The 19,259-nt window shown below is 62.1% G+C and carries 17 protein-coding genes; 13 read left to right on the forward strand and 4 right to left on the reverse strand.

Annotation, left to right across the window (positions count from 1 at the left end; genetic code table 11):
* Positions 1–13: 13 nt before the first annotated feature.
* From ASF66_RS23125 to ASF66_RS01390, 12 genes are all read left to right on the forward strand, one after another.
* Positions 14–286 (forward strand): hypothetical protein, encoded by a 273-nt coding sequence (locus ASF66_RS23125; RefSeq protein WP_056842410.1) that lies wholly within the window; start codon positions 14–16, stop codon positions 284–286.
* Positions 283–1,047, forward strand: coding sequence for an amino acid ABC transporter permease (locus tag ASF66_RS01340; protein WP_082484363.1), 765 nt, complete (start codon positions 283–285; stop codon positions 1,045–1,047). Before ASF66_RS23125 ends, ASF66_RS01340 begins: the two co-directional genes overlap by 4 nt.
* Positions 1,037–1,717, forward strand: coding sequence for an amino acid ABC transporter permease (locus ASF66_RS01345; protein ID WP_082484365.1), 681 nt, complete (start codon positions 1,037–1,039; stop codon positions 1,715–1,717). Before ASF66_RS01340 ends, ASF66_RS01345 begins: the two co-directional genes overlap by 11 nt.
* Positions 1,707–2,525, forward strand: a complete 819-nt coding sequence (locus ASF66_RS01350) for an amino acid ABC transporter ATP-binding protein (RefSeq protein ID WP_056842412.1) — start codon at positions 1,707–1,709, stop codon at positions 2,523–2,525. Before ASF66_RS01345 ends, ASF66_RS01350 begins: the two co-directional genes overlap by 11 nt.
* Positions 2,526–2,566: 41 nt before the next feature.
* Complete coding sequence (locus tag ASF66_RS01355; protein ID WP_056843391.1) at positions 2,567–3,166, forward strand: hypothetical protein; 600 nt, start codon at positions 2,567–2,569, stop codon at positions 3,164–3,166.
* 47 nt (positions 3,167–3,213) lie between these two features.
* Entirely contained in the window at positions 3,214–5,922 is a 2,709-nt protein-coding gene (gene metC / locus ASF66_RS01360) for a cystathionine beta-lyase (RefSeq protein ID WP_056843392.1), read from the forward strand.
* Between the two features lie 210 nt (positions 5,923–6,132).
* A complete protein-coding gene (locus ASF66_RS01365) occupies positions 6,133–7,050 on the forward strand; it encodes an ABC transporter substrate-binding protein (RefSeq protein ID WP_056842413.1) in 918 nt (305 codons plus the stop codon).
* On the forward strand, positions 7,050–8,216 hold the full coding sequence (locus ASF66_RS01370; RefSeq protein WP_056842414.1) for a phosphotransferase enzyme family protein: 1,167 nt from the start codon (positions 7,050–7,052) through the stop codon (positions 8,214–8,216). Before ASF66_RS01365 ends, ASF66_RS01370 begins: the two co-directional genes overlap by 1 nt.
* The gene (locus ASF66_RS01375; protein ID WP_056842415.1) at positions 8,213–9,085 is read left to right on the forward strand and encodes a sulfurtransferase; all 873 of its coding nucleotides are present in this window, start codon (positions 8,213–8,215) and stop codon (positions 9,083–9,085) included. Before ASF66_RS01370 ends, ASF66_RS01375 begins: the two co-directional genes overlap by 4 nt.
* Before the next feature lie 118 nt (positions 9,086–9,203).
* Complete coding sequence (locus ASF66_RS01380) at positions 9,204–11,417, forward strand: TonB-dependent siderophore receptor (protein ID WP_056842416.1); 2,214 nt, start codon at positions 9,204–9,206, stop codon at positions 11,415–11,417.
* 64 nt (positions 11,418–11,481) lie between these two features.
* Positions 11,482–12,069: a nicotinamide riboside transporter PnuC gene (gene pnuC, locus ASF66_RS01385; protein WP_056842417.1), complete on the forward strand. Its 588-nt coding sequence runs from the start codon at positions 11,482–11,484 to the stop codon at positions 12,067–12,069.
* Positions 12,070–12,170: 101 nt separating this feature from the next.
* Positions 12,171–12,920 carry a UTRA domain-containing protein gene (locus tag ASF66_RS01390; RefSeq protein WP_056842418.1) on the forward strand — a complete coding sequence of 250 codons (750 nt, stop codon included), beginning with the start codon at positions 12,171–12,173 and terminating at the stop codon, positions 12,918–12,920.
* A 51-nt stretch (positions 12,921–12,971) separates the two neighbouring features.
* On the opposite strand, the gene ASF66_RS01395 is transcribed toward ASF66_RS01390, so the two are convergent.
* The 3 genes from ASF66_RS01395 to ASF66_RS01405 all read right to left on the reverse strand — a co-directional run bounded on the left by ASF66_RS01395 (position 12,972) and on the right by ASF66_RS01405 (position 17,553).
* On the reverse strand, positions 12,972–15,209 hold the full coding sequence (locus ASF66_RS01395) for a sensor domain-containing protein (RefSeq protein ID WP_056842419.1): 2,238 nt from the start codon (positions 15,207–15,209) through the stop codon (positions 12,972–12,974).
* A gap of 214 nt (positions 15,210–15,423) precedes the next feature.
* Positions 15,424–16,545: a DUF1624 domain-containing protein gene (locus ASF66_RS01400; RefSeq protein ID WP_177331287.1), complete on the reverse strand. Its 1,122-nt coding sequence runs from the start codon at positions 16,543–16,545 to the stop codon at positions 15,424–15,426.
* A 315-nt stretch (positions 16,546–16,860) separates the two neighbouring features.
* On the reverse strand, positions 16,861–17,553 hold the full coding sequence (locus ASF66_RS01405; protein WP_056842420.1) for a type 1 glutamine amidotransferase domain-containing protein: 693 nt from the start codon (positions 17,551–17,553) through the stop codon (positions 16,861–16,863).
* Positions 17,554–17,799: 246 nt separating this feature from the next.
* On the opposite strand from ASF66_RS01405, the gene ASF66_RS01410 reads away from it, so the two are divergent.
* On the forward strand, positions 17,800–18,036 hold the full coding sequence (locus ASF66_RS01410; protein WP_056842421.1) for a hypothetical protein: 237 nt from the start codon (positions 17,800–17,802) through the stop codon (positions 18,034–18,036).
* On the opposite strand, the gene ASF66_RS01415 is transcribed toward ASF66_RS01410, so the two are convergent.
* Positions 18,033–19,151 (reverse strand): HPP family protein, encoded by a 1,119-nt coding sequence (locus tag ASF66_RS01415; protein ID WP_056842422.1) that lies wholly within the window; start codon positions 19,149–19,151, stop codon positions 18,033–18,035. The genes ASF66_RS01410 and ASF66_RS01415 overlap by 4 nt on opposite strands.
* Positions 19,152–19,259 lie beyond the last annotated feature (108 nt).

The following is a 19,259-nucleotide window of genomic DNA, read 5'->3' on the forward strand; positions in this document are numbered from 1 at the left end:
CAGGAACCCAATAATGAAGAACCGTTTCGCGTGTGCGCAGTACACCGACGAGCGCGTGCATATCCTGGACGACGTGTCGACGTCATGCGCAGAGGTGGGTAGGGCCGCATTGATGCGCAAGAGCGAGGGTTACATCCGGGCGCGCATCGATGCGATCGTGCGCGATTGGCGTCGCTCCGGCTGGCTGCTGGCATGGGGCGAGCGAACCGGCATGCGCCCGTCGGCGGCGCTACGTGCGCTGCATGAAAATGATAAAGGCACGCCTGCCTTGCAGGCGGCGAAATGACCGACTCGACCGTGGTCGCCGCCTTTCAATCGCTGGGTCTGCAGGGGTTAGTCGATGCCGCCCGGAAACTCGGTTTGAACTATCAATTTCTGCTCGACGCCTATCAGCGCGGCAACCTTATCGAAGGCGCGCAGACCACCCTCTACCTGTGCGTGCTGACCATCGTCGGCAGCCTGTTGGCAGGTGTCGGATTAGCTGCAGCAATGAGCAGCGGCAAACGCTGGCTGGCGCTACCGGCGCGGGTCTTCATCGAAGTCACTCGCAATACGCCGACCCTGGTGCAGCTGTACTGCGCTTTTCTAGTGCTGAACATGCTCCTGAACCAGGCGGTAGGTGCGGCCAATCCGCTGACTCCGTTTGCCTGGGTGGTGATCGTGATTTCCCTGCACAAGGGCGCCTTTCATGCCGAGTCCCTGCGTTCGGGTATCGAGGCAGTCCCTGCGGTCACGGTCGAAGCCGCCAGTTCGCTGGCGTTCGACCGGCGTCAGTTGCTGTGGAACGTGCAGTTGCCGCTGGCGGTGCGCTTTGCCTTGCCCGCGCTGGTCAACAACCTGATCGACTTGGTCAAGATGACGGCCGTGGCCTCGGCCATTGCGGTGAACGACATCACTTATGCCTCGATCATGATCTGGACCCAGAGCGACAACGTCATCGAGTTGATGATCCTGATGCTGTCGTTCTTCGGCCTGTTGAGTTTTCTCGTCAACTGCGCCGGTCGCGCCCTGGAAAAACGCTTGAGGATGCCTGGCTATGGTCACTGAAGTGTTGTCGGCGCTGTGGCAGTGGTCGCCAGCCCTGGGCGTCGGGCTGCTGCAGAACATCTTGATCAGCGTCACCGCGATCGCTGTGGGTACCTTTGCCGGACTGTTGGTGGGGGCCTTGGCCATGTCGCCACTGGGGCCGCTGCGCCTGTTGGCCAAGCTTTGGGTTCAGGTGTTTCGCAACGCGCCCTGGCTGGTGTTGATCTACTTCACCACCTACGTGTTCCCTTTCGAGATTCATGTGGGCAGCCACTATTTACCGTTTCCCGATTGGCTGAAGGTGACCGTCGGCCTAGCCCTGCCGGCCAGTGCCAATGTGGCGGAGATCTTTCGCGGAGCGATCGGTTCGATTCCCAGCACCCAGTGGGAGGCGGCACGCTCGCTGGCGTTCGACCGTGGGCAGATCTTCCGCTCGATCATCCTGCCGCAGTGTTTCAAACGCATGCTGCCGCCCTGGATGAACCTCTATGCAGTGGTGACCATGGGCACGGCGCTGTCTTCGCTGGTGGGCGTGCACGATGTGATCGACACCGCGCAGATCGCCAGCAACACGGTCAACCTGACCGGCTTCACGGTGCTGATCTACTTCAGCCTGCTGGCGCTGTTCTTCGCCTACTGCTATCCGATTTCCCGCCTGACCCAACGTCTGGAGCGTCGCTATGCCTTCTGAACCCTTGATCAGCCTGCGAGACGTGCATTTGGCGTTCGCCGATAACCCCGTCCTCAAAGGTATCGACCTTGACGTGCATCGTGGCCAGGCAGTTTCGATCATCGGCCCTTCGGGTTCGGGCAAGTCGACGATCCTGCGCTGTATCACTGGGCTACTCAGACCCCAGGCAGGTACTCTGCGTGTCGCTGACACGGCTGTGCATGCCCTGAGCAGCGAGGCCGAGTTCATTGCCCTGCGCAAGCGTGTGGGTTTCGTGTTCCAGCAGTACAACCTCTTTCCCCATCTTTCGGTGCTGGAAAACCTGGTGATCGCGCCGCGCAAGGTGTTGGGGCGTGCCCGTGCCGATGCCGAGCACGAGGCGCGGCAGCTACTGGCCAAGGTGCGCTTGGATCACAAGGCTGATGCCTACCCGGGCGAGCTGTCGGGCGGGCAGCAGCAGCGCGTGGCGATTGCTCGCGCTCTGGCGATGCGACCGGAGCTGATCCTGTTCGACGAGGTCACCTCCGCACTCGACCCCGAAACCGTAGGCGAAGTACTGACGGTGATCCGCGAACTGACCGAGGAGGGCATGACGTGTGTGTTGGTGACTCACGAGATGCGCTTCGCCGAGGACATCAGCGACGTGGTGTATTTCACCGAGCACGGGCGGATCGCCGAATCCGGCAGCGCCGAGCAAATCTTCCAGCGGCCCCGCAACGAACGTACCCAGGCATTCCTGCGCCATGCCCTGGGTGAGGGAGCGCGCCGATATTACCCGCCAGCCCCGGATGTACTGAGCAACCTACGCAGCTACAGCGTGTCCGTGTGATGACGCAAACCGAACCGATGCCCGACCAGAGAGCCCCGATCATGACCGTGACTACTGCCGATTCCGTAGTACAACCCTTCCTTCAGAAAGTTCGTGCCATCCACCAGCGTGGTGTCGACCGCCCGGCGCTGGAGCAGATCGTTGCCTTGCTCGAAGGCTTGGCCGAGCGCCGCGACCTGTTCAACTTCGAGCGCTTCCCCGCACCCACCGCAGGCGAGGGCAATACCCAGTTTCGCTACCGCCTCAACGACGATGGCGACACACCGACGCTGTACGTCAACTCCTTGCTGCCCGGCAAAAGCACCATTGCCCATAACCACGAGACCTGGGCAGTGATCGTGGCGGTCGAGGGGCAGGAGTCGAACCAGGTGTTCAGCCGTGTCGACGATGGCAGCGATCCGTCGCGCGCCGAGCTGCGGCTGGACCGGGAAGTGATCGTGCAGCCCGGCACGTCCATATCGTTCCTGGGCGACGACCTGCACGGCATCCGGGTCGACGGTGAGCAGGCGACCCTGCATTTCCATTTGTACGGCCGACCGCTGGAAGCGCTGGAAAACCGCTACGGGGTCAAGCCCGATGGGTCCGTTCTGAACTACAACAAATCGCAGATGGCGCCGTCCATCGAGGCTTACGGGCTGTAATGCAGCGTGGCCTCGGCACTTCTTTATCCAGCTTCGACGGTAATGACATGAGCCAGACCCTGACCCCCGCGCAACTCGAAAATTGGCTGTTCGACGGCCAGGAAATCGCCCTGTTCGATGTACGTGAGCATGGCCAATATGGAGAGGCGCATCTGTTTCATGCAGTCAATCTGCCGTACAGCCGTCTGGAAATCGAGGTGCCGCGCCTGGCGCCCAATCCAAGGGTACGGCTGGTGGTCTACGACCGCGACGGCGGCGAACTTGCTCAACGGGCATTGGCACGCCTGGCTGAGCTGGGCTACGGCAATGCCTGGAGCCTGCACGGCGGCGCCGAGCACTGGAAAAGGGCAGGCAAGGAACTGTTCGCAGGCGTGCACCTGCCCTCCAAGGCCTTCGGCGAGATCGTCGAGCATGCCTGCCATACGCCTGCGGTGAGCGCGCCGCAGTTGCTGGCGTGGCAGCAAAGCGAGCAGCCCCCTCTGGTGCTCGATGGACGACCGTTGGACGAGTTTCGCAAGATGAACATCCCTGGCGCCGTGTGTTGCCCCAATGGCGAATTGAGCCTGCGGCTGGAGGATCTCCTGGTCGACGACCACACGCCCATCGTGATCAACTGCGCCGGCCGCACGCGCAGTATCATCGGGGCACAGACCCTGATCAATCTGGGCGTTAAAAACCCGGTGTATGCGCTGGAAAATGGCACTCAAGGCTGGTTTCTGGCCGATCAGCAGCTAGGCCACGGCAGTCAAGCGCAGTACCCGGCGCGCCCGGTAGGGCCGGCCGAAGCCCAGCAGTTGGCACGTGCCCGTGCGCTGGCTCAGCGCGCGGGTGTGGGGTGGGTAACGGCCGAGCAGGTCCGGCAATGGGCAGACGATGCGGGACGCAGCCTGTTTCTGGGCGATGTGCGTACCCCTGAAGAGTTCGCCGCCGGCAGCCTTACTGGTGCCCAGCACACCCCAGGTGGTCAGCTGATTCAAGGCACAGACCTGTATGTCGGTGTGCGCGGTGCGCGGGTCGTCCTGTTCGACGATGACGGCGCGCGTGCGGCCGTGGTGGCCAGTTGGTTGCGACAAATGGGTCATGAGGCCTATGTGCTGGAAGAGGGCACGCACAGCGGCCTGGCGCTGCCGGGCGTCGTCCCGGTGGCAGTCGATCTGCCGCTGGCGACCGCAGCCGACCTCAGACAAGCGGCAATCATTGATGTCCGCTCGAGCACGGCCTATCGCAAAGGTCATCTGCAAAACGCGCAGTGGTCGATTCGACCGCTATTGGCCGATCAGGTGGTCACGGAACGTCGCCCTCTGGTACTGGTGGCCGACGAACCGGCGGTGGCCGAGCTGGCGGCCCGTGAACTGACGTCCGAGCAGCGCTCGCGCACACGCTTGCTGCTCGACTGGCAGGCCTGTGGCGTACCCCAGGTGGACGGCGCCGGTTCGTTGCGCGATGAGCAGTGCATCGACTTCCTGTTCTTCGTGCACGACCGTCACGCTGGCAACAAAGAAGCGGCTCGCCGCTACCTGGCGTGGGAGACGGGTCTCATCGCGCAGATGAGCGAGCGGGAAATCGCCAGTTTCGCTCCGCTGGTCACGGCAGAGCCGTTGCGCACGCGTTTGATCCACGGCGGTCGGGGGCCGCGCACCGCGGGTGCTCAAGGGGTGAATCCGCCAGTGGTGCGCTTGAGCACCGTGCTGTTCGATAACTTGGCGCAGATGCGCGATGCGCGTACGCGACGCGATCAGCAGCGGGTCCTCAGTTACGGCGCCCGAGGCAATCCGACGGCGTTCGCGCTGGAAGACCTGATCACCGATCTGGAAGGCGGTTATCGCACCAAGCTGTTCGCCTCCGGGCTTGCGGCCATTGCGCAGACGTTCCTGGCCTACCTGCGCCCAGGCGACCATGTACTGGTGTGCGACGGTGCCTACGGTCCGGTCCGCCGACTGGTGCGCGAATTCCTCGAACCCTTCGGCATCACTGTGGACTATTTCCAAGCCGACGGCGCCGGTCTTGCGCAGGCATTCAAAACCAATACGCGCATGGTCTATGCAGAAAGCCCGGGTTCGCTGCTGTACGAGATGCTCGATCTGCCGGCCATGGCCGCGCTGTGCAAAGCGCGTAACGCATTGCTGGCTGTGGACAACACTTGGGGCAGCGGCTATCTCTACCGGCCGCTGGCGCTGGGTGCCGATATTTCTATCATGGCCTTGACCAAATACGTGGCCGGTCACAGCGATGTGATGATGGGCAGCGTGTGCACCACAGAAGCGGTGTTTGCGCCACTGTCGCGGATGAACGACACGTTCGGCCAGACGGTCAGCCCCGACGACGCCTGGCTGGTGCTGCGCGGTGCACGCAGCCTCGCCAGTCGCCTGGAGGTGCACGAACGTCAGGGTTTGGAAATCGCCCATTGGTTGCAGGCACGGCCGGAAGTGTCTCGCGTCTTCCATCCGGCCTTGCCGCAGCACTCGGGACATGCCTTGTGGTTGCGCGACTGCAGTGGCAGCAACGGCCTGTTGTCGTTCGAATTTGCCGAACCGGGACTGGCCCGCGCCGAAGTCTTCATCGATGCGTTGCAAGTGTTCGGCCTGGGCGCATCCTGGGGCGGATTCGAAAGTCTCGTGACATTGGCCGATACCAGCGAGCGTCGCTTTGCGCTCGACATCCGAGGCGCCGTCGTGCGGTTGCATGTCGGCCTGGAGGACGTGCGTTCTCTGACCCTCGATCTCCAGCGTGGATTCGATGCCGTGCCAGCGATCTGATCGTTCCCGTTGCTACCTTCAGGTCTCGTTGCCCGTGGCGAACAGCTCAATGACTCGTCGCGCGCCGGATTTCACGCACTTGCAGGAAGACTGATGAAACGGCTATATCCATAGCGACAATCGATATTGGTATATACCAGATTTCACCGTTATAAATCGCCCACTCAAAAACAGCGCTCGCTATCGATGATGGCGAGCAGGAGCGTGGTGATGACTGGTGTACGGGTAATGCTCGAGTACTTCCATCCTTGGCCGAATTCGGCAGGCTTGTATCTGGCTCGCGAGCGGGGCTGGTACGCTGACGCAGGTCTGGATGTCGAGCTGATCGTGCACGACCCCTGGCGCGGCGATACCCTGGAACACCTGCTGGGCAAAGCCGTGCACTTCGGGATCTTTCCAAGCAATCGATTACTGGTGCGGCGTTCGCTGGGCCAGCCATTGCGCGGCCTTGCAGCCATCAATCACCGCGGCCTCGAGGCCATTCAGACCCTTACCGATTCCGGTATTTCCCGCCCCCGCGAGCTTCAAGGACGGCGCGTGGCGCTGAATCCGACTCCACGCGGATTGGCCATGGTTCGCCATCTGGTTAAAGCCGACGGGGGCGATCCTGACGCGGTGATCATTGTCGACAAGGGGGTGCGCGAGCTGCGTCCCGAGCAACTTGCAATGGGTGAAGCCGATGCCAGTTTTGGTGGTTACTGGGCGTGGGAGGCCCTGATGACCAGCGCCGTCGATGAAAGCCGTCGTATTGTCTGGCCAGTTGACGAGATCGGCGCACCGGCCTATCACAGCTACCTGCTGGGTGCCCATGAAGACCTGCTCGACAACGATCCCGACCTGATCAAGGCGTTTCTCAAGGCGACCGCCCGGGGCTTCATGGCAGCCGCGCAGGACCCGTTGAGCGCGTTACAGGCCTACGAGCAAGTGACACCCTACTTCCCCAGCGAGTTGCTGGCCCAGTCGCTACAACGCATTGCTCCGACATGGCTGCATGACGGCGCTTGGGGGACGCAGCGCCGAAGCCTGCTCGAACCCTATTCACACTGGCTGCATGAGCATCAGGTACTCAACAACGCGGACGCTTGGCGCGGCGCCACCACCAACGCTTTTCTGCCGGAAACTGCCTGATGAGTGAAGCACATAATGTAGGCCACGGTGTGGGTCTGGAGCGGGTGCAGGCAGACTGGCCGGCAATCACGATCGAGGATGTCGAGCAGTTGCTCGGGCGCTATGTGGCTCTGGACCAGGTTCGTGAACTGACGTGGCACAGCCCGCGACCCTTTTCCGCAGCCTGCCTGGTCAGCACCGAAGGCCAGCCGCTGTTCATCAAACGCCATCATCGCTCAGTGCGTGAACCGGCCTGGCTGCGCGAGGAGCATCGATTCATGGCGCACTTGCGCCAGCAGGGAACGCCGGTAGCCGAAGTCCTGGCCGACGCGCAGGGCGACACCGCCATTGCGCAGGGGGAGTGGACGTACGAAGTTCACCGGGTCGCGCCAGGGCAGGATATCTACCGCGATGCCTTGTCATGGACGCCGTTTGCAGACTTGAACCATGCCTACACGGCAGGTGCAGCCTTGGCGCGCCTGCATGACGCTGCTGGCGATTATTCGGCCACCCCTCGACAGGCGTCAGTGCTGCTGGCCAATTTCCGCCTGTTCAGCCAGGCTGATCCGATCGCCGCAGTTGAAGCCGCCGCTGCTGCCGATCCGGGGCTCGACGCGTATTTGAGGGGGCGCTGCTGGAAAGCGGATCTGCTCGAGCTGCACATGCCCTACCACCAGGCGTTGTACCCGCTGCTGGCAAACCAGACGCCACTGTGGACTCACAACGACTGGCACGCTTCGAATCTGCTTTGGAGTGGGGATGCGGAAGATGCCCGGATCGCCAGCGTGCTCGACTTCGGATTGTCGGATCAGACGTTCGCGCTGTTTGATGTGGCCACTGCCATAGAGCGAAATGCCATTGCGTGGCTTGAGCAGGAAAAAGGCGAAACGGTGGTCGCGTCGTTGGAAACGGTGGACGCTCTGCTGGCAGGCTATCAAAGCGTGCGGCGCCTGCTCTCCGAGGACCTGCTGACTCTGGCTGCGCTGTTGCCTTTGGTCCATGTCGATTTTGCCCTGTCGGAGGTTGCCTACTACCAAGGTATCGTGGGTTCCAGTGAAAACGCCGACGTTGCCTACGAGCGCTACCTGCTGGGCCACACGCAGTGGTTCGCAAGCAGTCACGGTCGGCAGTTGCTCGAACACCTGCGCCGGCGCGCCGCCGATCTGGAAGGGAGGCGCGATCGGTGAACAACACATCGGTACTCATCACGGCCCAAGAGCTTCTCGGCCGGCTGGCGGATCCCCAACTGCTGATTCTCGATGCCACGGTCGAGCTGCTCGCGCCTCGCTTCGATGGCGATTATCTAGTGGACAGCGGACGTGCAGGCTGGCTGCAGAGCCACCTTCCCGGCGCACTGCACGCCGACCTCTATCAGGCACTGAGCGACACCCAAGCGTCTTTCAGCTTTGCCTTGCCCACGGCTGCTGCGTTGAGCGCGGCCCTGGCGAAACTGGGTGTCAGTGCACAGCGACGCATCGTGGTGTACGACCGAAAGGACGGATTCTGGGCGGCACGCCTGTGGTGGATGCTGCGCAGCCTTGGCGTTCAGGCACAGGTGCTCGACGGCGGGATCCAGGCTTGGCGAAGGGCAGGATTACCCGAAGAGTGCGGACCTGTGCTGGCGCGACCGGCCATGTGGCAGAGCAGATTCGAGAAAGGTTTCTGGATCGATCGTGCCGGGGTAGAGGCGGTCATGGCAGGCGAGCAGCCAGGTACCCTGGTCTGTGCACTGTCGAGTGGGCTGTTCGATGGCACGGCTGTCACTCGATACGCCCGGCGCGGCCATATTCCCGGCAGTCGAAATCTGCCGGTCCGGATGCTCTTCGATGAGCAGGGGTGCTATCGGGCGACCCCCGCGTTGCGCAATGCATTGGAACCATTACTAGCATCCAAAGCGGCGCTGATTCTGTACTGTGGCGGCGGTATTTCCGCCGCCGCACAGGCTTTGGCGCTGACCTTGATCGGCTTCACGGATGTCCTGATCTATGACGGTTCTCTTCAGGAGTGGGCCGCCGACCTCAGCTTGCCAATGACCACCGGAGCAGCTCCGGCCTGACGCCTTCGGGTACTCGACATTCAATTCAGCTGGGCCGGGGCGTTCCTGCGTCTGCGGTTCATGCGCGACTGGCTGTCCGGCAATCGGCCGGAAGCCGGTGGCCAGTCAAGGAGTTTTAATGGTCATTTCGTATCGAACATCCCGGTTGCCTGCCGTCCGGTTTTCTCCAACCGTGCTCAGCGCTGGCCTCTTGATGACCTGTGGTATGAGCGGCAGTCTGTTGTCCACCGCGGCCTGGTCCGACGACTCGGACAATACCGTGGAGCTGCACGCTATCACGGTGGTCGGCGAGCAGGACACGGGATACCAGGCGCGCAAGGCAGCGGTAGGAGGCTTCGACTCTGCGCCCCTGATCGACTCGCCGTCATCGATTGCAGTGATTACCGAGCAGCGACTCAAGGATCAGCAGGCCCGCCTGCTCAGTGAAGTGCTACGCAATGACGCGTCGATAGGCGAAAGTTATGCGCCGGTTGGCTATTACGAAAACTTCGTGGTGCGAGGCTTCTCGCTCAACTCGGCGAGCAGCTACAAAATCAATGGCCGGACCATCACCGGCGAGCAGAACGTAGCGCTGGAAAACAAGCAGCAGGTTGAAGTACTCAAGGGGTTGGCCGGTTTGCAAAGCGGCGTGTCCGAGCCAGGCGGACTGGTGAACTATGTAAGCAAGCGCCCGGAGAACGTGCGCTCGGTGACGGTTTCCACCAACGAGCAGGGCGAGCGTTATCTGGCGACCGATCTGGGCGGCTGGTTCGGCAGCGAACAGCAGCTCGGGGTACGGACCAACCTGGCTCACGAAGACATTCGTTCCTACGTGGATCACGCCGACGGTAAACGCGACTTCGCGTCCCTGGCAGTGGACTGGAGCATCGATCCCAACAGCCTGTTGCAGCTCAACGCCGAGTATCAGAACCGCGAGCAGGGCTCTGTGCCGGGCTATCAATTGCTGGGCGGAACCACGCTGCCCCATGGCGTGAATCCCAAGGACCGATTGGCCTATCAGAGCTGGGCCAATCCGGTCGGTATCGAGTCGCTGAATCTGGATGGGCTGTACGAATACCGCTTCAACGATGCCTGGAAAGCCAGCTTCGGTGCCTCGCGCAGTCGGGTTGTGATCGACGACTACAGCGCCTTCGCCTGGGGCTGCTACGGTTCGGCCAGCTGCGCCAGTGCAACGGTGCCGAACTACTTCAGCCCGGAGGGTGAGTACGACATTTCCGATTATCGCAGCCCTGATGACACCCGCCGCAATGACGAAGCTCAGTTGGCGCTCAACGGCCAGTTCGATACCGGTTCCCTTCAACATGACCTGACCGTGGGCACCAGCGCGTTGCGCCGACTGATCGATCGTCGATCACTGGTCAATGTCACGGTGGGAAGCGGCGTCATCGGCACCACGCCGGTGACGTTCGAACCTTATTCGGGGGAGCTGGGACATACCTATCGGCGGCTGGACAGTCGTCAATATGGTCTCTTCGCCACTGACCGCATCACCTTGAACGAGCAATGGCAGACCGTGCTCGGGGGGCGTCAGACACGACTGGATGAAGAAACCTACGACGCCGACGGCGCAACCACCCGGCATACCCAGCGCTCCGAGTTCCTGCCACAGGCAGCGCTGATCTACAAACCGGCGGCGAACACCTCGTTGTATGTCAGCTACAGCAAAGGTCTGTCGTTGGGTACCGAGGCCTCCTGGTTCAGCACCAATGCCGAAGAAATCCTGCCACCCACCCGGTCCCGACAGATCGAACTGGGCCTCAAACACGACTGGCAAAGCTTGAGCCTGACCGCTGCACTGTTCCAGATCACCCAGGATTTCCAGTACACGCGCCCCAACGACGACGGCACGTTCACCTACGTGCAGCAAGGCAAGCAGAAAAATACCGGGCTGGAGCTATCGGCTAATGGCCATGTGTCGTCCAATCTGCAGATAGCGGCCAGCGTTGCCGCCATCAGGGCGCGAGTGGTCGACAGCGGTACCGACGCTTACGACGGCCACCAAGCCATCAACGTCCCAAAAGTGCGTGCCAGCCTGCAAGGCGATTACAACCTGCCCGGCTTCAATGGCCTGGCGCTGCTGGGTGGCGTGCAGTACAGCGCCAGCAAATATGCCAATCGTGAGGGCAGCGCCAAGGCCGATGGTTACACGGTGTTCAATGTCGGGGGGCGCTACAGCACCAAGGTCGAAGGCTACGACACCGTGCTGCGCCTGACCGTCGATAACCTGTTCGACAAACGCTACTGGCGCGATGTCGGCGAGTTCATGGGCGATGGCTATCTGTTCCCAGGCGCGCCACGCACCGCCCGGCTCTCGGCCACGGTCACTTTCTAAGGATTTTCAGGACACGCATTCAAGGCAGCGCAGATGATGGCTGCCTCTCACCGAGGGATAAACGATGTCAACTTTGGAAATCGTCGCCGTGATCATCAATATCCTCGGCGTATGGCTGACCACTCAGCGTATACGCTGGTGCTGGCCGGTGAGCGTCGTGGCGGTAGTGTTGTACGCGTGGATCTTCTATGACGCAAAGCTGTATTCCGACACACTGTTGCAGGTGGTTTTCGCCTTCCTTCAGGGCTATGGCTGGTGGCGCTGGAGCAAGGGCGGTCTGGATGACGGCAGGGTTCATGTAGCGCGTCTGACGTCTCGCGAGTTGTTGATGAGCCTGTTCGCCGGCGTACTGGGCGCCGTATTTCTGGGTGGCGTCATGTCGAGCTTCACCGACGCTGCCGTGCCGTGGCTGGATGCGTGCCTCACGGCGTTCAGCCTGGTCGCCAGCGTCTGGGCCGCGCGCAAATATGTATCTTCCTGGCTGTTGTGGATTGTCCTGGATAGCCTGTACGTAGCCATGTACCTGCATAAAGGGTTGCATCTGACCGCTGGTCTCTACGCTGGTTTCGTCGTGCTGGCGCTCTACGGGTATCGCGCATGGCGACGCGATCTGCTGAGCCAGGAATCTCGCAGCCCCGCATCGGGTGCCTGAAGATCGCCCAGAAGTACGCTTTACACGTAAGATCGTGACGGTTGGTGTATCCAAGCAGTCGGCCACCCGGCCGTTCGTTCTTACCGCCCATGGATGTGTGAATGCCTTTCGATCCTGTATCGCCTCATTACCTGCGGATTCGAGATGAGATCGCGCGGGATATGGCCGGCGGAGTGCCGCCGGCCGATCACAAGTTCGCGCCGGAGCGCGAGATGGCCGAGCGCTTCGGCTGCACTCGGGTCACCTTGCGCCAGGCGTTGCAGCAGCTTGAAGCCGAAGGTCTGGTGTATCGAGAAAACCGGCGTGGCTGGTTCGTCAGCCCGCAACGAATCCGCTACGACCCCACTCGGATCACTGGATTCATGGAGTACGTGGCGGCCCAGGGCCGTACGCCGTTGACCGAATGCCTGCAGGCCGAACTGCGTCCAGCCGGAAGTTGGCTGGCCAGCCGCATGGGACTGGCCTCGATCCAGGAGCCGGTGTTCCATCTGCAGCGTCGTCGCTGGGTGGATCGGCGTCCTGTCCTTTTGGAATTCAACACGCTGGTGGCCAGTTGGTGCCCAAGGCTGCTCGAAGTCGATCTCAACACGTCTCTGACACGCCTGCTCAAAGAACGCTTCGGGCGTGTTCAGTCACGCTGTGAGTTGGTCATGCAGACGGGCACGGTGAATGAACAGCAGGCGGAGCTGCTGCAGCTGACCGTAGGGTCTGCGAGCTTGTACCTCGAACGCCTCAATTTCGCCGAGCACGATCAGCCGGTCGAATTCGATCAGGAGTTCTGGCGGCCAGACGCGCTTTCTGTAGTGATGGAGACTCGCTACCAGGCTGACGGCCCCGTCGCTGATCAGTGATCAGTCCAGCGGGGCGTGTTCCGGACGTTCCATGGATCCGTCGAACAGTACCTAAACGTTGTTTTTCGTGGCCAGCAAATGCTTCATCTCCTCGCCCCGCAACGGCGGGCTGAGCAGGTAACCCTGGACGAACGGGCAATCCAGCGCTTGCAGCCGGTCCAATTGGTCCTGGGTTTCCACGCCCTCGGCGACGATGTCGACGCCCAGCGCGCTGCCCAGTGACAGGATGCTGGTGACGATGGCGATGGTGCGGCGGTGGGTCATCATGCGCGTGACGAACGAACGGTCGATCTTGATCGAATCGATCGGGTAGCGGTCGATGTAGCCCAGCGAGCTGTAGCCGGTACCGAAGTCGTCCAGTGCGATGTGCACGCCCAGCGTGCGCAAGTCGGCCAGGGCGATGGCCACGGTTTCCGGCTCGTTGAGAAACACCGATTCGGTGATTTCGATTTGCAGGTCGCGTGGGCTCAGCGACGTGCTTTCCAGGATCTGCGCGACCTTCGCCACGAATCCCACATGATTGAGTTCGGCGCCCGAGACGTTGACGTTCAGTCGCAACCCCGCAGCCGGGCTGGCGTCCCAGCGCTTGATCTCGGCACAGGCGGTCTGCATGACCCAGCGGCCCATCTCGTGGATGATGCCGATATCTTCCGCAACAGCGATGAACACGTCGGGCGGTACGTTGCCGAGCACCGGGTGCTGCCAGCGAACCAGTGCTTCGACGCCCGCGATGCGGCGCGAGCCAGCGTGGAAAATGGGTTGGTAGACCAGGTAGAACTCTTCGCGCGCCAGGGCGTGCTTCAGCGCATTGCGCATCAACAGCAGGTCCACCGCCGCTTGGCGCATGGACAGGTCGAACAGCGCCCATTTGCCCGGGCCTTGCTTCTTCGCGGCATACATGGCGACGTCGGCGTCGCGCACCAGATCTTCGGCACCCGTGTGCGCGGCGTCGAGGGTGACGATGCCGACACTGCACGAAGTGAAGATCGCCTGACCCTCGACTTCGACGGCAACGCCGAGTGCCTGGATAACGCGTTTTGCGGTCTCGATGGCCGCCTGCTTGGACGCCTGGCCGGTGTGAAGGATGGCAAACTCGTCGCCACCGATGCGCGCCAGGACAGCGTTGTCGGTGAGGCAGGATTGCAGTCGCTGCGCCACGATCTGCAACAGGATGTCGCCGGCGCGGTGGCCCATGCCGTCGTTGATGTATTTGAAGCGATCCAGGTCCAGGTACAGCACCGCCGCATCACGGTCGGCCTGGGCCAGATTGAAGACCTCCTGGATCTGCGCCATGAAGTAGGCGCGGTTCTTCAGCCGGGTCAGGTCGTCGTGGAAGGCCGCGTAGGTCAGTTCTTCTTCGATCCGCTCGCGCTCCACCAGGCGAGAACGCAATGCTACCTGTTCCTCTCGATCGATCTGCGCTTGTCTGAGGCCTTCTTCGGCTTCCTTGCGCTCGCTGATATCGCGCTGCACCGACACCCAGTGGGTGAACCAGCCTTTTTCGTTGGCCACGGGCACGATGCTCAATTGCACCCAGAAACGCGTGCCATCGCGGCGCGTGTTGATCAGTTCGACCTCGACCGGTTGCCACCGGGTCAGCGCGTTGCGGATCTGATCCAGAGTGCTGCGATCGGTTTCTTCGCATTGCAGGATGCGCGGTGTCTTGCCGACGATCTCTTCGAGGCTGAACCCGGTGGTCGCCAGAAACGCCGGGTTGCAGTAGACGATGCGCGGGCCGGGCAGGTCGATCGGCTCGGCCTCGGTGATCAGGATCGCATCCTTGGCATGCACGACCACCGACTCCAGCAGGCGCAGCCGCTCGATGACCCCGGTGGGGCCATTGCTGACCGACGGGGGCGGAGCGGTATGATACAGGGCGACCGAGTGGGTCTTGAGCGCATAGATCTGCGCAGCGCTGAGCAACTTGAACGGCGGTGTCAGCGCCAGCAGGACGATACCCGCGAGGACATCACTGCTGTCCTTTACAGCGATGCACACGCGGTAGGTGTCTGCGAGCGCCCCGAGGAAATCCGGGACCGAATGGATGAAGGGCGAGCCGTCACCGATATCGACCACATCGCCGTAGGACATCAACATGCGCAGCCAGGACTCAGTAGCCGCATCGACCGGCACGTCCCGGGTCGTGCCGTAGGCGGCGGTCACCCGCCAGGCACCGGGCGGACCCTCGATGAGCAAGCCGCCACAACACTGAGTGATCGCCGCTGCCGCCTGGACCAGACCTTTCAAAGCGTTGTTCGATGTAGCGTTTTCAGGAACAGCTGCAAACATATGAAAGATCCAAGCAAGGAGGGGAGCGGCGACCTCCTGTCACGACATGTCATTTTGACATCATGGTGATATTAGCACTACGCCTACCGGTCGGACCCCCTCTACGCATTTAAATTGCGCGACCGCCTTTTATTTCCCGGCAGGCGGGGACGGGCAGCGATCAACGGTCGTCTACCTGGCGCCAGCGGTTGTGCGTACATGCTCCCTGGTTTGCTCAGAAATACTTCAACCAGCCGATGTCACGGCGGCGTTGCTTGAGTTGCGCGAACCAGCGGGTGGGAAAGTACAGTGCGATGGCCAGTGCCACGGTCCACAGCCAGATCCCGGCCAGGCTGTCGAAGCCGTAGTACTTGCCCTGATTCAGGCCCCAGATCTGCACCGCAATCAGATACATCGCCTTGAGCACGAGCAGGTGCAGCGCATAGAAGAACATCGGCGCGCCGCCATAGCGCGACAGCACTTCGAGCACCGGGCGGCCTTCGAGGCGCTGGAACAAGGCGAGCAGCAGCAGGCCGGCGCCCATGGTGGGCATCAGGTACAGCAGCGACGGTGGGTACTTGGTCAGCGACATAAAACTCATGAAGGTGCGGACGTTGTCATCTAGCACGCTCCACGGCTTCTCGCCGTAGCCGTTCAGGTAGCGGATGGCGATGAATCCCACGAGCAAACCCAGACCCCAGTTCAGCAGCAGACGCAGGCGCCGTGCCGGGTCGGCGTCGCGACCGAACCAGGGGCCGGCACAGTAGCCCAAGGCGATCAGGCCGATCCACGGCAGGATGGGGTAGGTCGTGCGCGCGCGGGTGAACTCGGTGATTTCCAGGAACGCGCGCTGGTGCAGGATCGACCAGATCTCGAAGAAGGGCGAGTCGGCGGTCAGAACGATGCCGTCCAGCAGGTTGTGGCCGGCGACGATGACTACGCCCACGATCGCCAGCGCAGTACGCGGCAGGTAGATGAGCGCGGCCAACGCCATCATGCTCAGGCCGATGGCCCAGATCACTTGCAGCCACAAGGTGGTGGGCACCAGGGTCGCGTTCCAGGCGAAGTTGACCAGCGTCAGTTCCAGAAAGACCAGAAACAGTCCGCGCTTGAGGAGAAATACCGAGACTTCCCGCGGGCTATGGGATTGCCCGTACAACCAGGCCGAGAGGCCGGTAAGGAAAACGAACACCGGAGCGCAGACCATGCTGCTGATACGAGTGAAGAACAGTTCGGGAGGTGTGTTGACCGGATCCATGGGATCGCTGACCTGAACATGCAGAAAAAACGTTTCGCGCACATGGTCGACGAGCATGAACAGCATGACCAATCCACGAAGTGCATCGATCGCCAGCATGCGCGTGCGCGATACCGTTTGGGTCGAGGCCGTGGAAAGCGAGCTGGGAAAGGGTGGTGAAGGGGCAGCGTCGGCCATGGGCAGGCATCCAAAAATAAATCGGGATGCTAATGTTACGATATAACGTGCGAATTTGAAATTGCCGCTGTTCGAGCAGCCCTCGTAGGAGCGGTCACCGGCCGCAAAAAACGCTACGGTGTGTCATGGGAAACCGGTGAGGCCCCTTCGCGGCCACGGACCGCTCCTACGCGGCACTCCTTGTAGGAGCGGTCATCGGCCGCGACAGAGCGCCGCCGTGTGTCAGGCAGTCACCAATCAGGCACTCTCTTCCTGCTGCAGTCGCTTGATCAAGGCTTGAGCCGCAGCTTCGGAGGACGCAGGGTTCTGCCCAGTGATCAGGTGCCCATCCTCGACCACATAGCTGCCCCAGTCCGGACCTTTGGAATACTCGGCGCCATTGCCTTTGAGCATGTCTTCGACCAGGAAGGGCACCACATCCGTCAGCCCGACCGCGTCCTCTTCGGAGTTGGTGAAGCCTGTGACCTTCTTGCCTTTGACGATGGAATCGCCATCGGGCGACTTCACGTTCTTGAACACACCCGGTGCATGGCAGACAGCAGCGACCGGCTTGTTGGCGGCATAGAACGCTTCGATGATGGTCTTCGAATCCGTGTCTTCGGCCAGGTCCCACAGCGGACCGTGCCCACCGGGATAGAACACGGCATCGAAATCGTAGGGGTCGACTTCGCTCAGCGGAAAGGTGTCGGCGAGGGCAGATTTGGCCTGTGCGTCATCGGCGAAGCGGCGGGTGGCGTCGGTCTGCGCATCCGGCTCGTCGCTTTTGGGGTCCAGTGGTGGCTGGCCGCCCTTGGGCGACACCAGCGTCACATCGGCGCCGGCGTCGATGAAGGCATAGTAGGGGGCGGCGAACTCTTCCAGCCAGAAGCCGGTTTTCTTGCCGGTATCGCCCAACTGATCGTGGGACGTGAGAACCATCAAGATCTTCATGCACATTTCTCCTGCAGGTGTGGGGATGCAATGCACGGCATTGCCCGGTTCCATGTTCAGAAAGCAAAGTGTTCAGAAAGCACAGTCTTCATAAAGCACAGTGTTCAGAAAGCACATGGGCGCAGACGTTCAAGACAATCCCCTGGCGCCTCTCGCGCCGAACCGAAGGAACGCTGGCGGATCACCCCAGTCAGTTGCTGCAGGGCCGAGCCCCCGCACACGTCCGCTACCAAGAGGAGATGTCCCATGGCACCCGCATCCGTTCAATACCGCTTCAACGGTGAGCCGCGCACCTGGACGCCACCGGCTCGGATCGAGCCAGGCCTCCACGCTGTGGTGATGCACCTGCTGCAATTGCACTTCGGCGACGGCGAAAACAGCCTGGTGATGCCCACCGCCGAGGACAGCGACGAGCAGGTTCTGGAGCAGGCGGCACGGATGGGGCTGACCGATATCCAGCTTCCCGGCGCTCCCGCCTACTAGGCGCTGACCGCCCGGTACAGCGCGCGGATCAGGTCGGACTGCGTGATGATGCCCACCAGACGGCGCTCGCTGTCGATGATCGGAATGTGCCGATGGCCATTTTCCGAAAACACTGGCACCAGCTCGGTCAGCAGCCGATCGGCGCTGGCGACGCGCACCGAGCGGGTCATTATCTGCCCAACGCTGCTGGTCGTCGGCCGATTGCGTCCGGGTCGCAGCAGGGCGCGCAGGTGCCAGGCCACGCCGTCGTGTGCGTCCAGGTCCAGTTGCCGCATGAAATCGGCCACGGTGACGATGCCTATCAGATGGCGCTGGCGATCGATTACCGGCAAGGCCTTGATCTTGTGCTTGCGCATCAGTGCCCAGGCCTCACGTAGCGGCATCTCCTGGCGTGCGATGATCGGTTCCCGACTCATGACTTCGGCACAGCGCAGCTCGCCCATGTTGCGCTGGTAGGCCGATGCCTCGGCCAGTTCGAGCAATGCCTGCAGGTCGTTGCGATCGACGTCGAGGACCTGGTTGTAGTGCACCAGCGCGGCGTCCAGGTCGGCGCGGCTGAATCTCCCTGTGGCCGATGGTTGGGGCGTCGCAGGCACATGGGGCCAGGGCCGACGCGTCAGGTTGTTGTAGAGCAGGCCGGCGGCCACCAGCAGCAGCGAATCGAGCAGGACTGGATTCACGGCATAGGCGAAGTGTTCGCAACCCATCACGACCATCAACAGTGCCGCCGCGCCACCGGGTGGGTGCAGGCAGCGGGCGGCGAGCATCAGTGCGATTGCCAGGCCTACGGCGAGGGCGGCGGCCAGGGTCGGATCGGGAATCCATTTGGCGCAGGCAATGCCGACCAGCGCGCTCAGGGTATTGCCACCGGTTACTGCCCAGGGTTGGGCCAAGGGGCTGGCGGGGAGGGCGAACACCAGCACGGCGCTGGCACCAATGGGCGCCACGATGGCCAGCCCCAGGGCGCCGTGCTCGGAGGCCCAGTGCCCCTGCAGGCCCAGCGCTGCAAGCACGCCTACCACCAGCACGCCCAGGGCGGCACCGATGCAGGCACGCCATTTTTCCCGGGCATTGATCGGTTGGCGGGTCGGCCAGAGGCGGGTGAAGATATCCATCACAGTTGCTTGAGTTCCGGCTGTGAAACAGAGCCGGCATCAGTATCCGGCCTTACATTTCTCTGTAGCAGCGGCGCGAGCCGCGTCAGGGTCCGACGCGTTCAGCCA

The organism is Pseudomonas sp. Leaf129 (genome assembly GCF_001423465.1).
GTDB classification, from domain to species: Bacteria; Pseudomonadota; Gammaproteobacteria; order Pseudomonadales; family Pseudomonadaceae; genus Aquipseudomonas; species Aquipseudomonas coleopterorum.

Coding starts and splice junctions, on each gene's coding strand:
- ASF66_RS01365 (WP_056842413.1), top strand. CDS start 6,133: ATGACTGGTGTACGGGTAATGCTCGAGTACTTCCATCCTTGGCCGAAT.
- ASF66_RS01395 (WP_056842419.1), bottom strand. CDS start 15,209: ATGTTTGCAGCTGTTCCTGAAAACGCTACATCGAACAACGCTTTGAAA.
- ASF66_RS01350 (WP_056842412.1), top strand. CDS start 1,707: ATGCCTTCTGAACCCTTGATCAGCCTGCGAGACGTGCATTTGGCGTTC.
- pnuC (WP_056842417.1), top strand. CDS start 11,482: ATGTCAACTTTGGAAATCGTCGCCGTGATCATCAATATCCTCGGCGTA.
- ASF66_RS01345 (WP_082484365.1), top strand. CDS start 1,037: ATGGTCACTGAAGTGTTGTCGGCGCTGTGGCAGTGGTCGCCAGCCCTG.
- ASF66_RS01415 (WP_056842422.1), bottom strand. CDS start 19,151: ATGGATATCTTCACCCGCCTCTGGCCGACCCGCCAACCGATCAATGCC.
- ASF66_RS01370 (WP_056842414.1), top strand. CDS start 7,050: ATGAGTGAAGCACATAATGTAGGCCACGGTGTGGGTCTGGAGCGGGTG.
- ASF66_RS01355 (WP_056843391.1), top strand. CDS start 2,567: ATGACCGTGACTACTGCCGATTCCGTAGTACAACCCTTCCTTCAGAAA.
- ASF66_RS01340 (WP_082484363.1), top strand. CDS start 283: ATGACCGACTCGACCGTGGTCGCCGCCTTTCAATCGCTGGGTCTGCAG.
- metC (WP_056843392.1), top strand. CDS start 3,214: ATGAGCCAGACCCTGACCCCCGCGCAACTCGAAAATTGGCTGTTCGAC.
- ASF66_RS01380 (WP_056842416.1), top strand. CDS start 9,204: ATGGTCATTTCGTATCGAACATCCCGGTTGCCTGCCGTCCGGTTTTCT.
- ASF66_RS01400 (WP_177331287.1), bottom strand. CDS start 16,545: ATGCTGGCGATCGATGCACTTCGTGGATTGGTCATGCTGTTCATGCTC.
- ASF66_RS01390 (WP_056842418.1), top strand. CDS start 12,171: ATGCCTTTCGATCCTGTATCGCCTCATTACCTGCGGATTCGAGATGAG.
- ASF66_RS01410 (WP_056842421.1), top strand. CDS start 17,800: ATGGCACCCGCATCCGTTCAATACCGCTTCAACGGTGAGCCGCGCACC.
- ASF66_RS01405 (WP_056842420.1), bottom strand. CDS start 17,553: ATGAAGATCTTGATGGTTCTCACGTCCCACGATCAGTTGGGCGATACC.
- ASF66_RS23125 (WP_056842410.1), top strand. CDS start 14: ATGAAGAACCGTTTCGCGTGTGCGCAGTACACCGACGAGCGCGTGCAT.